General features: G+C 57.8%; 14 protein-coding genes. 7 read left to right on the forward strand and 7 right to left on the reverse strand.

Annotated elements, in window-relative coordinates:
* Window positions 1-40 precede the first annotated feature (40 nt).
* Window positions 41-733 carry an aquaporin Z gene (aqpZ, locus tag AC0L6S_RS00175; protein WP_473426393.1) on the forward strand — a complete coding sequence of 231 codons (693 nt, stop codon included), beginning with the start codon at window positions 41-43 and terminating at the stop codon, window positions 731-733.
* 7 nt (window positions 734-740) lie between these two features.
* Here aqpZ and prlC read toward each other — a convergent pair whose 3' ends face one another.
* From prlC to AC0L6S_RS00195, 4 genes are all read right to left on the reverse strand, one after another.
* Window positions 741-2774, reverse strand: coding sequence for an oligopeptidase A (gene prlC, locus AC0L6S_RS00180; protein ID WP_473426394.1), 2034 nt, complete (start codon window positions 2772-2774; stop codon window positions 741-743).
* 74 nt (window positions 2775-2848) lie between these two features.
* On the reverse strand, window positions 2849-4096 hold the full coding sequence (locus tag AC0L6S_RS00185; RefSeq protein ID WP_473426395.1) for a cation:proton antiporter: 1248 nt from the start codon (window positions 4094-4096) through the stop codon (window positions 2849-2851).
* Window positions 4089-4646 (reverse strand): RNA 2',3'-cyclic phosphodiesterase, encoded by a 558-nt coding sequence (thpR, locus tag AC0L6S_RS00190; RefSeq protein ID WP_473426396.1) that lies wholly within the window; start codon window positions 4644-4646, stop codon window positions 4089-4091. Before thpR ends, AC0L6S_RS00185 begins: the two co-directional genes overlap by 8 nt.
* Window positions 4646-6049 carry a DEAD/DEAH box helicase gene (locus tag AC0L6S_RS00195; RefSeq protein WP_473426397.1) on the reverse strand — a complete coding sequence of 468 codons (1404 nt, stop codon included), beginning with the start codon at window positions 6047-6049 and terminating at the stop codon, window positions 4646-4648. Before AC0L6S_RS00195 ends, thpR begins: the two co-directional genes overlap by 1 nt.
* Window positions 6050-6225: 176 nt before the next feature.
* On the opposite strand from AC0L6S_RS00195, the gene AC0L6S_RS00200 reads away from it, so the two are divergent.
* Together AC0L6S_RS00200 and AC0L6S_RS00205 are read left to right on the forward strand one after the other, a co-directional pair.
* A complete protein-coding gene (locus AC0L6S_RS00200) occupies window positions 6226-7200 on the forward strand; it encodes a quinone oxidoreductase family protein (RefSeq protein ID WP_473426398.1) in 975 nt (324 codons plus the stop codon).
* Between the two features lie 14 nt (window positions 7201-7214).
* Window positions 7215-7814, forward strand: a complete 600-nt coding sequence (locus AC0L6S_RS00205; protein WP_473426399.1) for a GNAT family N-acetyltransferase — start codon at window positions 7215-7217, stop codon at window positions 7812-7814.
* Here AC0L6S_RS00205 and cysK read toward each other — a convergent pair whose 3' ends face one another.
* The 3 genes from cysK to AC0L6S_RS00220 all read right to left on the reverse strand — a co-directional run bounded on the left by cysK (window position 7815) and on the right by AC0L6S_RS00220 (window position 10893).
* Window positions 7815-8795: a cysteine synthase A gene (gene cysK / locus AC0L6S_RS00210; protein ID WP_473426400.1), complete on the reverse strand. Its 981-nt coding sequence runs from the start codon at window positions 8793-8795 to the stop codon at window positions 7815-7817.
* Between the two features lie 398 nt (window positions 8796-9193).
* Window positions 9194-9601 (reverse strand): TlpA family protein disulfide reductase, encoded by a 408-nt coding sequence (locus AC0L6S_RS00215; protein ID WP_473426401.1) that lies wholly within the window; start codon window positions 9599-9601, stop codon window positions 9194-9196.
* A gap of 62 nt (window positions 9602-9663) precedes the next feature.
* A complete protein-coding gene (locus AC0L6S_RS00220; RefSeq protein ID WP_473426402.1) occupies window positions 9664-10893 on the reverse strand; it encodes a YihY family inner membrane protein in 1230 nt (409 codons plus the stop codon).
* Window positions 10894-11078: 185 nt separating this feature from the next.
* On the opposite strand from AC0L6S_RS00220, the gene arsC reads away from it, so the two are divergent.
* The 4 genes from arsC to sppA are packed head-to-tail and all read left to right on the forward strand — an operon-like array spanning window position 11079 to window position 14250.
* Window positions 11079-11429, forward strand: a complete 351-nt coding sequence (arsC, locus tag AC0L6S_RS00225; RefSeq protein WP_473426403.1) for an arsenate reductase (glutaredoxin) — start codon at window positions 11079-11081, stop codon at window positions 11427-11429.
* The gene (wrbA, locus tag AC0L6S_RS00230; protein WP_473426404.1) at window positions 11429-12028 is read left to right on the forward strand and encodes an NAD(P)H:quinone oxidoreductase; all 600 of its coding nucleotides are present in this window, start codon (window positions 11429-11431) and stop codon (window positions 12026-12028) included. The genes arsC and wrbA overlap by 1 nt, the downstream gene beginning before the upstream one ends.
* Window positions 12025-12399 (forward strand): DUF2069 domain-containing protein, encoded by a 375-nt coding sequence (locus AC0L6S_RS00235; RefSeq protein ID WP_473426405.1) that lies wholly within the window; start codon window positions 12025-12027, stop codon window positions 12397-12399. The genes wrbA and AC0L6S_RS00235 overlap by 4 nt, the downstream gene beginning before the upstream one ends.
* Before the next feature lie 3 nt (window positions 12400-12402).
* Window positions 12403-14250, forward strand: a complete 1848-nt coding sequence (sppA, locus tag AC0L6S_RS00240; RefSeq protein ID WP_473426406.1) for a signal peptide peptidase SppA — start codon at window positions 12403-12405, stop codon at window positions 14248-14250.
* The last annotated feature ends 2 nt before the right edge of the window (window positions 14251-14252 follow it).

Below are 14252 nucleotides of genomic sequence, written 5' to 3' on the forward strand. Positions count from 1 at the left end.
ACAGGGAAGAGCAGGTTTAACCATTGTCGGAGATATGATCATGAGCATGAGTAAAAAACTCGGTGCGGAGTTTATCGGGACATTCTGGCTGGTTCTGGGCGGTTGCGGCAGCGCGGTATTGGCTGCAGGTTTTCCGGGCCTGGGCATTGGTTTTTTGGGCGTTGCCCTCGCGTTTGGTCTCACCCTGCTTACGATGGCGTTTGCCATCGGACATATATCGGGCTGTCATATCAACCCGGCTGTCTCTGTCGGCTTGTGGGTAGGCGGCCGCTTTCCGGCGTCGGAGCTTATACCCTACATTGTGGCCCAGGTACTAGGCGGTGTTGCTGGCGCGGCTGTCCTGTATGTGATCGCCACGGGTGCACCCGGATTTGAGATGGGTGGTTTTGCCTCCAACGGTTACGGTGTTCACTCGCCCGGTGGATACACCCTGACCGCGGCACTGGTGACGGAAGTGGTGATGACCTTTATGTTCCTGATTGTGATTCTGGGCGCCACAGACAAGCGTGCACCCGCGGCCCTGGCGCCGATTGCGATAGGCCTCTGCCTGACCCTGATCCACCTGATCAGTATTCCGGTGACCAACACCTCCGTCAATCCGGCGCGTAGCACCGGGGTGGCGCTGTTTGAAGGCGGTTGGGCGATCTCCCAGCTTTGGCTGTTCTGGGTGGCACCCATTGTGGGCGCCGCTCTGGCCGGTATTGTCTATAACTGGTTGGGCAGTGAGGAATAACCGGGGCTCAGCCGGTTATCCCACAGTGCCGCAGCAGCGGCTTGATACTGGGCTCGCGGCCACGGAAGGCGACAAATACATCCATTGGCTCTCTGGAGCCGCCGACTTCCAGTATGTGCTTGCGGAAGTCCTCACCGGTGGCTTCATTGAAAATGCCTTCTTCCTCAAAGCGGGAGAAGGCGTCAGCTGACAACACCTCGGCCCATTTGTAACTGTAGTAACCGGCAGCGTAGCCGCCGGCGAAGATGTGTGAGAAGGCATTCTGGAAGCGATTGAACGGGGGTGGTGTAATCACGCCAACTAATTGGCGTACCTCATCGAGCAGGCCCTGTACCGAGTCAAAGCTGTCGCTGCCCCATTCGCGGTGCAGGCGGAAATCAAACAGTGAAAACTCCAGTTGCCGGACCATCATCATGCCGGACTGGAAGTTCCGCGCCGCCAGCAGTTTATCGAGCAACTCTTCCGGCAGCGGCTCGCCGGTTTCCCAGTGTCCGGAAATAAATGCCAGTGCCTCGCGCTCCCAACACCAGTTCTCGAGGAACTGACTCGGCAGTTCCACGGCGTCCCAGGCCACACCATTAATGCCGGAGACTGCAGCCACAGTTTGGCGGGTCAGCATATGGTGCAGTCCGTGCCCGAACTCATGGAACAGCGTTGTGAGTTCGGTATGGGTGAGGAGCGCAGGCTTGTCTTCCACCGGTGCGGTGAAATTGCACACCAGATACGCCACGGGTATCTGCAGGCCCTGATCGGTCAGGCGGCGTACCCGGCAGTTGTCCATCCAGGCCCCCCCGCGCTTGTCTGCCCTGGCATACAAGTCGAGGTAAAAGCGGGCGATAACCTCCCCGCCGCGCAGCAGCTCAAACAGTTTCACGCTGGGGTGATAGTTATCGAATGCCTCTACCTCCCTGACATCGACGCCGTACAGGCGCTTTACAACGTCGAACAGGCCCAGTAGTACCCTATCAGCTGGCAAATAGGGGCGGATGTCTTCCTGCGATACCTGGTATCGGCTCTGGCGCAGCTTTTCACTGTAGTAGCTTACGTCCCAGGCCTCCAGCGAAGTGAGTTCACTCTGCGCGCTGGCAAACTCTACCAGTTCACGGAACTCGGCCTCTGCCTGTGGTAGGGACTGTGCGGCCAGTTGCTGCAGAAACTCCATCACGGTATCCGGGTCGTCTGCCATCTTGGTGGCGAGTGACAGTTCGGCGTAATTGTCGAACCCCAGCAGCTTTGCCAGCTCTGTGCGCAACTGAAGAATTTCGACGATGATATTGGAATTGTCCCACTGCCCGGCGTGAGGGCCCTGTTCCGAGGCCCTGGTGCAGTTGGCGGTATACACTTCTTCGCGCAGTTCGCGGTTGTCGCAATAGTTCAGTACCGGAGACAGTGAGGGGAACTCAAGATTGATGAGATAGCCCTCCACCCCTGCCTGTTTCGCGGCTTGCTGGGCGCTGGCAAGTGCCGTCTCCGGCAAACCGCTCAGATCTTCCCGTGACACCTGTTTGGACCAGGCATTAGTCGCATCCAGTACATTCTCTCCAAAGGTACTGCCCAGTTTCGACAGGCGCTGGCGCAGTTCGCCGTACTGTTTCTTTTTGGCGTCCGGCAGGGCAACACCGGCCAGGCGGAAATCGCGCAACGCGTGCTCGATGGCCTTGCGTTTTGCGGTGTCCAGCTTGTCGAAGATATCGCTATCGGCAATCTGCTGGTAGGCAGCGCACAAGCCGGTGTGCTGACCTGTCCATGTACCGTATTCAGACAGTAGTGGTAGACAGGCGTTGTAGGCCTCGCGCAGTGCATCGCTGTTGCAGACGCTATTCAGGTGCGAAACGGGAGACCAGGCTCTGGACAGCTCATCATCCAGCTCCTCAATGGGCTGTAGAAAATTGTCCCAACTGTAGGCGTCGGTACTGGCCAGCAACTCATCAATACGTTGTTTGTTGCGCTCGATCAATTGCCGGATAGCGGGCTCCACATGCGCCGGTTCAATGCGAGAAAAGGGTGGCATCGTGTGTGATTCGAGCAGCGGGTTGGACATGGTACCGGGTTCCTTTTTGATGATGATCCGCGATAGTACCGCAATCGACCGTAGGAAAATATCCGGGTGTCAGGTCAGTTGTTCCGGACTGGGTTGGTAGCCCCGTTCGCGCGCACAATCTGTCGCCGCCGACCATAAGCCCTGGCCCAGGCGTTGGCCGTGATGCCGTGACAGATGATGCTGAGCACAATGGTACAGACGACGGTCATCGCAAACGCCCCGGTGTCGGGTAGGCCGCTGTTCACTACCATTACCGTAAACACGATACTGGCCAGGCCGCGCGGCCCAAACCAGCCGATAAAGAGCTTGCCTTCGGTATCGATACCGCTACCTCGGAGGCAAAGGAACACTGGCAGCATGCGGATGATGGTGAGACTCAGGAAGGCGTAGAGCAGAATCATCCAGCTGAAATGCCCGAGCGCCTGACCCACCACGGCCGAGCCGAAAATGACCCAGGTCACCAGTGCCAGTGTATCGCCGGTGCCCTCTGACGCGAGTAGATATTCCTCCCTGACTTCACGGGACAGATGCGTATCCATAAAGGCCATCAGCAGACCACCGCTGAACGCGGCAACAAACCCACTGCCACCGAGGTACTGTGCCACCGCAAAGCAGCTCAGTGCGAGGGCAGCGATCGGTATCTGTATCCAGGTTCGGGTCAGCCACTGGTGGTGCCAGCAGAATTTTAAGAGATTGATCGCGAGAAAGGTCAGTACAAGCCCGGCGGCCAGGCCGATCCCAATTTCCTCGAGCACCAGCTTCGCTGCCAGTGCCAATGGTGCGGCATTGCCTGCCTGGTCCAGTGCCAGTGTCAGAAACAGCAGCAAAACCGGTACACAGATACCGTCATTCAACCCGCTCTCTACATTAAGACTCTGGCGTATTTCATCCGGAACTGCTTCGTTGGTGACAACCGCTTTGCCCAGCGCCGCATCGGTGGGAGCGAGTACGACTGCCAGTACCGCAACCGCCAGCAGGGATGTGTAATCAATCAGCGCCACACCCACGGCGAAGCCCAGTGCGATGGTCAGCGGTAGCCCTAGCAACAGCAGCCGGGCCGGTATCGCGCTAAATTTTTTCAGTGTCCCGATATGGGCGCCGGCCGCATCAGTGAATAACACCATCGCGAGCGTTATCTCGGCCAGGCTGCGCACCAACTCCATGTCTGTTTCCCAAACGAGCAGGTCGAAACCGGGTGGGCCGATCAACAAGCCGAACGCGGTAAAAATCATCGGGCCGCTGATCCAGCTGCGTTCAATGCGACCGGCGACGGCGCTGTAAACCAGTACAAACAGGGCGAGCACCGCCAGGGTTTCATACATTGCGTGCAGACTCCGCAGTCTCCGCACTCGGCAGCGTCCAGTCCTGCAGCACGTGATAGCTGACGCCCTTCCTGCCGCGTCGTGATTCAAACAGGGCGAAACCCGTATATGTCATCGGTATTACCGGCGTCTGCAACGCAGCCGGCGGCGCGTCGCTGCACTGGCGGAACAGGGTGATATGCGGACGGAAAGGGTTTCTGTCGCGTTTGGCACCGGCTGCACTGCCAAAGCTGTTCAACTTCTGCGCTAGCCGAGTGAGGTTATCGGGCCAGTGCTCAGGCCCCAACCAGTAGATGCCCTGTTTGTGCCAGTACCCTGTGCTATTGAGCTGTACTGTTGCCCCCGGCACTGTATGTTGCCGCAGCCAGGCGTCGACGGACAGGCACAGCCGCTCAATGGCTGAGTCTTCCAGTGCACCGATAAACGCCAGTGTGATATGGAAGTTGGCAACAGTTACCGGTGACCCTGTGCAGAGTAATTGCCGGTCGCGCCAACTCGCGATCTGCATCGCAGTAGTTGGGTCTGGTAACAGGCCAAAAAACACGCGCATCAGCTACGTGGCTTCTTTTTCTTCAGTGGCGCGAAACCGTCGTTGGTCACGGTTGTATCAGCGCTGGATGATGTCCGCCGCTTGCCGACGTTTTTCTTGTTGCGCGCACGCGTCTTCTTTTTCTCGGCGGCACTTTTCGGTACTTTTTTCTTGCTGCCGGCCGCCTTGCCGGATGATTTCAGCTTTTTCGGGCCGTTGTACTTCGCCTTCAGGCCGGGCAGGGTGCGCCGTTCAAAGCGCATCGCGAGGTAGCGCTCAATACTGGCCATCAGATTCCATTCCGAGGCGCTGGCCAGCGATACGGCCAGCCCGCGCTCACCGGCGCGACCGGTGCGGCCGGTGCGGTGCAGGTAGTTGTCGCCGCTGTAGGGGATGTCGTAGTTCACCACCAGGTCGACACCACTGACATCGATACCGCGTGCTGCCAGGTCGCTGGCACACACTGTAGTGACTTTGCCCTCGTGAAACTGGTGCATGACCTGTTTGCGTTCCTCGGTGCTCATCTCTCCGTGCAGCGCGGCACAGCGCAATTTCTGGTATTTGAGGAGGTTGGCGAGGCGCGTCGCAGTGTTGCGTTTATTGGCGAAGACCAGCGCACGGTGAAAGCCTCCCTGATCCAGCAGCGCGAACAGCAGTTTGTCCTTGTGTTCCTGGCTGTCTGCGAGAATCAGTTGATGGTCGATACTGCTGTGTGCCTGGCGCACCTGGCCTACCGTGATGGTCTGCGGCGACTGCAGCAATGTTGTCGATATGGCCCCCACGCCGCGGTGCGAAAGCGTGGCGGAGAGCAGCATGACCTGCTTGCCCGGTGCGGCAAATTCGGCGATCTTCAGTACATCTTCGCGAAAGCCCATGTCCAGCATGCGGTCCGCTTCATCCAGCACCAGGGTCTGCAAGTTGCGCAGGTCGGCACTGCGCGTCTGGCAATGCTCCAACAGGCGGCCGGGGGTTGCCACGACAATTTCCGGGTCTTTGCGCAGTTGGGCTTTCTGGTATTTGAAATCGGCGCCACCGGTAATGGCCTGCGCTTTCAGCGGCGATTGCGCCAGTAACTCGCGACACTGCTTCAACACCTGACGTGCCAGTTCGCGCGTTGGTACCAGAATCAGCGCCAGTGTGCCCGCGCGTTTGGCGGTATCGGCGGCGAGAATTTTCTGCGACAGCGGGATCAGGTAGGCCAGCGTTTTACCACTGCCCGTTTCAGCACTCACCAGCAGGTCTTTTCCCTCAAGCGCCGCTGGTACAGCCAGTTGCTGGACTTCAGTCGGGGTTGTCAGTTCAATCGCATCGATGCCGAGGCGCAGTTGACGATCAAGCTCTAGTTCTTCGAACACGTTCATGCGCTCCGCTGTAAACTGGTTGATGGTGTCGGGCGTTTCGTCTATTGAAACTGGTGCTGCCATGCCCGCGAATGTGGCTGATATCGAAACAGTAGCGCTGCCTCAGCACAGAGCATTACCCTGTCACTGCGTAGTTGCACGTTCCGCGGTATTATATCCCCGGATTGCATGCAGCGGGTATATTAGCGAGTAAAGAGTGCGTCAGACGCTGTAAGCGGATGTGCAACACAGGAGAGAGTATGATGGTACAGGCGGTGAGAATACATCAGACAGGTGGCCCCGAGGTAATGCAGTTGGAGGAGGTTGATCTCGAGCCGCCAGCTCCGGGTATGGTTACCGTGGCCAACAGGGCCATCGGGCTCAACTATATCGACACCTATCACCGCAGCGGTCTGTACCCGTTAGCGCTGCCAACCGGAATTGGCCTGGAGGGCGCCGGCGAAGTACAGGCTGTGGGAGAGGGTGCGGGGCTGGCAGTCGGTGACCGTGTGGCTTACTGCTCGGCTGGCTTTGGCGCCTATGCGCAGGCGCTCAATCTGCCCGCATCACGCCTGGTAAAAATTCCCGATGGCATCGACTTTGAACAGGCGGCGGCGTGCCTGTTGAAGGGGCAGACCACAGAGTACCTGCTGCAGCGAACCTTTCCGCTGAAAGCGGGTGACACCTGCCTGTTCCACGCCGCTGCCGGTGGTGTCGGCACGCTGTTCGGGCAATGGGCAAAGAGCATCGGTGCGACGGTTATCGGCACCGTCGGCTCGCAGGAGAAGGCGGAACTCGCGCTTGCCCACGGTTTCACCCATATCATCAACTACCGCACGGAAGATGTGGTGCAGCGGGTGCTGGAGATCACCGGTGGTCGCAAGGTCCCGGTGGTGTATGACGGTGTGGGTAAGGATACCTTTGATATATCACTGGACTGCCTGCAGCCGCGTGGGCTGATGGTCAGTTTTGGCAACGCATCGGGCGCACCGGAGCCACTCGATTTGCAGGTTTTGGCCAACAAGGGCTCATTGTTCATCACACGGCCGACCATGCTCACCTACACGATGACGACCGAAAAACTGCAGCAATCCTCGGATGATCTCTTTGCGCGTGTACTGAGCGGCGACGTGTGTATTGAAATCAATCAACGCTATGCGCTGACAGATGTGCAACAGGCGCACCGTGATCTCGAAGGTCGTAAAACTACCGGTTCAACAGTGCTGATACCCTGACAGGAGAAACTCACGTGTCACTACGGATTGGCCCCGTTGTCCTTAAAGGCGATGCTGTGCGCCTTGAACCACTGAGCCGCGAGCATGCTCAGGGGCTGTACAACCGGGGTCGGGTTAAAGCGGATTGGGCCTACTTGCCGCGCAGTTGCTTTGTCGATATGGCGGATGCGCGCCACTGGGTCGATGAGGCTCTGGCCACACCCGGGCAACTACCGTTTGCCATTATCGAAACGGCCCGGGGACGGGTGGTCGGCAGTACCCGCTACCTTGCCATCCGCCCTGAGCATCGCGCTCTGGAGATTGGCTGGACGTGGTTGGGCCAGGAGTGGCAGCGCACCGCTGTCAACACGGAGACGAAACTGTTGCTGTTGTCACACGCCTTCGAGCGCCTCGGTTGTGTGCGGGTAGAATTCAAGACGGACAGCCGCAACCAGCGTTCGCAGCAAGCCCTGCTGCGAATCGGTGCCACCCGTGAAGGCGTGCTGCGTAACCATATGATTGTGCAGAACAACTATCTGCGAGATTCGGTTTATTTCAGTGTGATTGAAGCCGAGTGGCCCGATGTGAAAGCGCGCCTGCAAGCCCTTGTCAGGCGCGCGGTTACCACCGACTGATCAGGTGACCGTCGCTTGTACAGTCTCATTGTCAGTGAAGGTATCGGCGAACAGGGCAGAGGTCAGATAACGCTCGCCGGAATCCGGCAGTATCGCAACAATCATCTTGCCCCGATGCTCTTCCTGTTGCGACAGACGGTGTGCCACCGCCATTGCAGCACCCGATGAGATGCCCGCTAGTATCCCTTCCTGCTGCATCAGTTTGTGCGCCCATGCGATAGCCTCATCGCTGGTGACCTGCTCAACCTGGTCGACCATGGAGAGATCCAGGTTCTTGGGTACGAAACCCGCCCCGATACCCTGAATTTTGTGCGGCGCATGGCGCGGCTCCTCCCCGGCTTTGGCGGCTGTAATCATGGTGCTGGTATCGGGCTCTACAGCGACGCTCAGCACATTCTTGCCGCACGTGTTCTTCAGGTAACGCGAAACACCCGTGATGGTGCCGCCGGTGCCCACGCCAGAGACGAGAATGTCGACCGCGCCGTCAGTGTCCTCCCAAATTTCCGGACCGGTGGTCTTCTCGTGCACCTCAGGGTTGGCGGGATTTTCAAACTGATGTGGACCCCAGTATTTTTTGGGGTCGGAAGCCAGGATTTCCTCTGCTTTTGCGATCGCCGCGGCAACGCCCTTGGCGCCATCTGTCAGTATCACTTCTGCGCCCAGCGATTTCATCAGCATACGCCGCTCCAGGCTCATCGTATTGGGCATGGTAAGGATGCAGTCGTAGCCTCTGGCGGCGGCGACAAACGCCAGCGCGATACCAGTATTGCCACTGGTGGGCTCGACGATGCACATGCCGGGCTTGAGGCTGCCTTCGCGCTCAGCGGCGCTCACCATGCTCGCACCGATGCGGCACTTGACGGACATCGCCGGGTTGCGATTCTCCAGCTTCGCGAAAATGTTCCCATCGCTGATGTGGTTGATCTTGACCAGTGGAGTGCCGCCAATTGTTTCGGCGTTGTCACTGTACAGTTTACTCATAACGGATACCTTTCAGTTCGCTGGGTGCGGAAGTCCAAATGTGTACTAGAGTAGTATCGCTGCGTCTCCCTGTCCAACCCTCAGGAGTCGCCGGACCGTGGGTTCGGAGTGATCAGGGACGAGTTCAGGTGTTTGGGCTTTGTCTGAACACTCCCGCTCCGTCCAGATGGCGGTTCAATCTGTGCTAGTGCCAAATCAGAGGTTTAATCGCGAATGTCAGATTGACAATCGTGTGATCAGGCCGCCGTACAAATTATTTTTCTAAATCCGGGAACAAAGGCGTGGGTTCATAGTCTTACTGGGTACAGTTGATGAACTGCTGGATTCCATCCAGGTCTCTTACTTCCCGCGTTGTTGATAAAGAACGCTCACCGGCCCTCTGGGCCGGTTTTTTTTGATCAATTTTTGACCTGCGTTGCAGGCTGTCCTGCTTCCTGTTTCGCGACCTGCTGTGTGGCCTCCAGCAGCGATTCCAGCGTTTGCGGACCCACCAGTTCCTCGGCAAGCTTGCCTTCAGGATTTACGATAAAGGTGGTGGGCAGCACGATGGGGCGCGATTTGCCCAGCTGCTCTGCAGGGTCATCAGTCAAGCTGGTGAAGGTCACGCCCAGCTGCTGGCGTTGCGCTTCAAGGTCCTCGCCGCTGGCACCGTCGTAGTTTACGCCGAGCACGGTTACCTGCGGGTAATCCCTGTCCAGCGTATTGAGTTCCGGTATCTCCTCAATGCAGGGTTTGCACCACTGCGCCCAGTAGTTGATCACCACCCACTGCCCGCGAAGGTCCTGCAGAGATGACGTCGTAGTCATTGGCCCCTGCGCTTGTCCGCAGGCCACTAGTGCGAGTAGGGTGCTGCAAAGAATCAGGTATTTCACTGGCTGAATAACTCCGCGAGGTTGATGTTCAATCGCTCTCTCTGGTCCCTGCGCTGGTCGAGTAGCAGTTGATAGGCATTGCGCTGCCAATCCGTATTGAGTGCCAGATCCTGCCCTTCGAGGGAGAGCTCGTTTTCGATCCACTCCTTCAGTTGCCAGAGTGGGACGCTGTGCAGGTCTCTGGCGAGCAGGTAGTGCCCCTTGTTGTTCTCGGTGATGACATTCTCTCGCAGGAGAATGTCGCGCAGTTTACCCCAGGTCTCGCTGTCCAGCCCGCGGATAAAATCGTGCCTGCGCTTGAGCAGTTCCATTTCGCGCACCGTCTCGCCCGACTGCTGCTTCTCCCAGAATACATACAGTACGTTGAGTGCTTTGAGCACTATCGGTCGTTTGGCCTGCTCATCGCTTTCGTAGGCAGTCAGGCTGTGAACCAGCACGCCGCCGATCAGGACGATATTCCATGACAAATAGACCCATAGCAGGAACAGCGGCACGGCGGCAAATGCACCGTAGATAAAAGTATAATTGGAGCCGACCATCAGTTTGGTAAATAGACTGCGCGCGGCATGAAAAGCCAGTGTTGTGAACAGTCCCCCGACAAGTGCGTGCTTGAACGGTACCGGGCAGTTGGGGACGGCTGCGTAGATCAAGCTAAACCCCAGCAGGCTCAGCAACAGCGGTGTGGCGTGCACCAGCATCGCCTTGATGCCCAGAATGTCGAGGCTTTCCAGCACGTCAGCAGCGGACGAAAGATAGGTGCTCAGCCCGAGCGCCAGACCGATGGTGACAGGTGTCAGGGTCAGTACCACCCAGTACAACATAAAACTGGACAACGCACTGCGGTTCTCCCGCGAGCGCCAGATATTATTCAGCGCGTGTTCGATATTGCGCAGCATGATGATGGATGTCACCAACAGAAAGCCGATGCCGGGCCCGGTGAGGTTTTTGGCCTGCTGCGAGAATTCGTTGAGATACTGCTCCAGGCTTGCGCTGCTCTGCGGCACGATGTGCTTAAAAAGCAGTTCCTGCATCTGTTCTTCCGCTCCCTGAAACGCAGGGACGGCGGAGGCAATCGTATACAGCACTGTCAAGAGCGGCACGAGGGCGAACAGGCTCATATAGGTCAGTGCCTGGGCATTCTCCGAGCAGCGGTCAGAGAAAAACCGATCGACCAGATACCGCACCCTGTGGGATATCTCGCGGAATGTGAGTGTGGGGAGCTTCATGCGGGCATTATGGCATGATCGCTTAATGGGTTACACGGGCTCGATCGTGAGCGGAGTTCTGTCGCCATGACAATGTCAATTCCAGTCATCTCAGCACACTAATTGACCGGTAAGAGACACAGCCAAAGGTTTGTTATACTCTCCCGCAAGTTATTGTCATCTTTAATATACGCCGGAATTTGTCTATGAGTGCAGTTACCATCTACCACAACCCACGCTGTTCCAAATCGCGGAACACACTGGCCCTTTTGCAAGAGAATGGCATTGATCCCGATGTTGTGCTTTATCTTGAGACATCGCCCGATGCCGGCGAGATAAAAGCCCTGCTAAAAAAGTTGGGAATTACCGCTGCCGAGCTGGTGCGTCGTGGCGAAGACGACTACAAGGCCAGCGGCCTGAGTAAGGACTCCAGCGAGGCCGATATCATAGCGGCAATGGCAGAACATCCGAAGTTGATCGAGCGGCCCATCGTCGTGCGGGGAAACAAGGCAGTGCTGGGCCGTCCTCCCGAAAATGTGCTGGCATTAATTGATTAATGGCTGAACCCTATGTGCTGGTCCTGTACTACTCCAGGCAGGGCTCAACTGCCGCGATGGCGCAGCAGGTTGCGCGCGGCGTAGAATTGCAGGCCGGGGTGAGTGCGCGTCTGCGCACTGTGCCGGCTGTATCGGCGACCTGTGAACAGGTAGAGGACGATATTCCCGCCGAAGGCCCGCTGTTCTGTGAATTGGATGACCTGGCCGGTTGTGCCGGGCTGGTGATGGGCAGCCCCACCCGGTTCGGCAATATGGCCGCGCCGCTGAAATACTTCATGGATCAAACCTCTTCCCTGTGGCTGGGCGGCGCGATGATCGACAAGCCCGCCGCTGTTTTTACCTCGACCACCAGCATCCACGGTGGCCAGGAGTCCACGCTGCTGAGCATGATGCTGCCGCTGCTGCACCACGGAATGGTTATCGCCGGGCTGCCCTACAGTGAACCGGGGCTGATGAAGACCACTACCGGTGGCACACCCTACGGCGCCTCGCACTGGGCCGGCGGCGACAGTAAACGGCCGCTTGATGAGACCGAGGCGAGCCTGTGCCGGGCGCTGGGCCAGCGGGTGGCGCGGTTGTCACTGCGAATGCACACGTGAGCGCGTCCCGAAGCTCAGTGGCAGCGCGACTGACCTGGCTAAGCTGGTCGACCTTGCTATTGCAGCAGGCAGCGGATGCGTGGTCGCATCAGGCGCCCTGGTTTATCTGGGTATTGAAGTTACTCCCCCTGCTGCTTTTCCTGCCCGGCATGCTAAAAGACAATTTGCGCAGTTTTATCTGGTTATGTTTCGTGTGCCTGGGGTATTTTCTTATTCTGGTACAGCGCATTTTCGCGCAGCCCGACAACTTGCTGGTGATCAGCGGGCTGAGCGCGGTTGTCGTTTTGTTTATTGCGGCCATGCTGTATGTGCGTTGGCGCGCCCGCGAAATGCGGACATCTGGGCCGTCTGAAACAGGTAGTGGGGATTAGTGTATGAGTAGACCGTCGCTGTTGCGTCGTTTCTTTTCCGGGATATGGGGTGTCATCACCCGTGTCAGGTTGGCGATGTCCAATATCCTTTTTCTGGTGATGATCGCCTTTATCTACTTTGTCTACATCGGAGGTACACCGGAGCCACTGCCCGAAAAAGCCGCGCTGTTGCTGAATGTCAGCGGCAAAGTGGTGGATCAGAAAACCGAGATCAATCCACTGTCGCCATTGCTGGGTGCAGCGTCACCCACCGATCACGAGGTGTTGCTGCGCGATGTCATCGAGTCGATAGATTACGCTGCCAGGGATCCGGCGATCAACTCACTGGTGATGGATCTGGATGACCTCGTCAGCGTCGGCATCAGTAAAACCCAGGAGATTATTCCGGCACTCGACAGGTTCCGCGAAACCGGCAAACCTATCGTTGCGATTGGCGATTACTACACCCAGGATCAATACCTGCTGGCCAGTTACGCCGACACAGTCATCGCGCACCCCATGGGAGGAGTGTCGCTGGAAGGGTACAGCAACTACAACAACTACTTCAGTGACGCCCTGAAAAAGGTATCAGTGAATGTTCATATCTTTCGCGCGGGTGACCATAAATCAGCGGTAGAGCCGTTCGTGCGTGACGATATGTCGCCCGGTGAGAAACGAGTCACGAGTCGGTGGTTGAACAATTTGTGGGGGCAATACACGCAAATGGTGGAGTCCCAGCGCGATCTGCCCTCCGGCGCGGTTGACGATTTCGTGATAAATTTTTCCGAGTATATGGCGGCCGAAGGTGGTGATGCTGCCCAGGCGGCGGTGCAAGCCGGGCTGATTGATAAATTGCTCGGGCGTAGTGACGGCAATGAATTTTTGGTTGAATTGGTGGGAGCCAGCAATGAAGACGGCCTTTACGAGGCGGTTGAGTTCGAGCGCTATCTGTCGCGCAAACGGCCGCTTGAACTGGGCGGCTCCGAGGCAGATCGTGTGGTGGTGATTACCGCGCAGGGCAGTATCGTGCCGGGGGATCAGCCGCCCGGGACCATCGGTGGTGATACGCTGGCGCGTATGATCCGCGGTGCGGTCGAGGCGGACGGCGTCAAGGCTATTGTCCTGCGGGTGAACAGCGGCGGTGGCAGCATGTTCGCATCGGAAATCATCCGTCAGCAATTGCTGTATGCTCAGGAAGCGGGTATTCCCGTTGTTGTCTCCATGGGTACCGTTGCCGCCTCGGGTGGCTACTACATTGCCGCCGACGCCGATGAGATCTGGGCGACGCCCACTACCATTACCGGGAGTATCGGTGTGTTTGCGGTATTTCCTACCTTTGAAGAGCTACTGCGTCGCGTCGGTGTTTACACCGACGGTGTCGGAACTACCCCGATGGCCGGTTCGATGCGTTACGATCGCACGCTGAGCCCGGAATTGGTTTCAGTGCTTAATAGCAGTGTGGATTTTGCCTATACCAGTTTTCTGGAAATCGTCTCGGAGGGGCGGGATATGAGCATCGCACAGGTTGACCCGCTGGCCGAAGGCCGCGTCTGGTGTGCCGAGGATGCCCTGAAATCTGGCCTCGTCGATAAAGTAGGCAGTCTGGACGATGCCATTGCCTCCGCGGCGGAGATCGCCGGCGTGAGCGACTACGAGGTGGAGTATCTCGAGCGGCCGCTGTCACCGAGGGACATGTTGATGAAGCAGCTGGCTAAAAGTATCGGCAGTTTCGATGTGGCTGGCATATCCACTGTCAGCGCCACCCTGGCGACGCTGTTGGAACCTGTGCGTGGCGCGGTAGAGGAACTGGGCAGTTTGCAGGATCCCGCACATCTCTATATGCGCTGTCTCAGCTGCGGCGCAGTTCGCTAGCG

The organism is Halioglobus sp. D3-4, from assembly GCF_055809315.1.

What these genes read in the sequence shown, in the direction of transcription:
- aqpZ (WP_473426393.1), top strand. Translation starts at nt 41, where the DNA reads ATGAGCATGAGTAAAAAACTCGGTGCGGAGTTTATCGGGACATTCTGG.
- prlC (WP_473426394.1), bottom strand. Translation starts at nt 2,774, where the DNA reads ATGTCCAACCCGCTGCTCGAATCACACACGATGCCACCCTTTTCTCGC.
- AC0L6S_RS00185 (WP_473426395.1), bottom strand. Translation starts at nt 4,096, where the DNA reads ATGTATGAAACCCTGGCGGTGCTCGCCCTGTTTGTACTGGTTTACAGC.
- thpR (WP_473426396.1), bottom strand. Translation starts at nt 4,646, where the DNA reads ATGCGCGTGTTTTTTGGCCTGTTACCAGACCCAACTACTGCGATGCAG.
- AC0L6S_RS00195 (WP_473426397.1), bottom strand. Translation starts at nt 6,049, where the DNA reads ATGGCAGCACCAGTTTCAATAGACGAAACGCCCGACACCATCAACCAG.
- AC0L6S_RS00200 (WP_473426398.1), top strand. Translation starts at nt 6,226, where the DNA reads ATGATGGTACAGGCGGTGAGAATACATCAGACAGGTGGCCCCGAGGTA.
- cysK (WP_473426400.1), bottom strand. Translation starts at nt 8,795, where the DNA reads ATGAGTAAACTGTACAGTGACAACGCCGAAACAATTGGCGGCACTCCA.
- AC0L6S_RS00215 (WP_473426401.1), bottom strand. Translation starts at nt 9,601, where the DNA reads ATGACTACGACGTCATCTCTGCAGGACCTTCGCGGGCAGTGGGTGGTG.
- AC0L6S_RS00220 (WP_473426402.1), bottom strand. Translation starts at nt 10,893, where the DNA reads ATGAAGCTCCCCACACTCACATTCCGCGAGATATCCCACAGGGTGCGG.
- arsC (WP_473426403.1), top strand. Translation starts at nt 11,079, where the DNA reads ATGAGTGCAGTTACCATCTACCACAACCCACGCTGTTCCAAATCGCGG.
- wrbA (WP_473426404.1), top strand. Translation starts at nt 11,429, where the DNA reads ATGGCTGAACCCTATGTGCTGGTCCTGTACTACTCCAGGCAGGGCTCA.
- sppA (WP_473426406.1), top strand. Translation starts at nt 12,403, where the DNA reads ATGAGTAGACCGTCGCTGTTGCGTCGTTTCTTTTCCGGGATATGGGGT.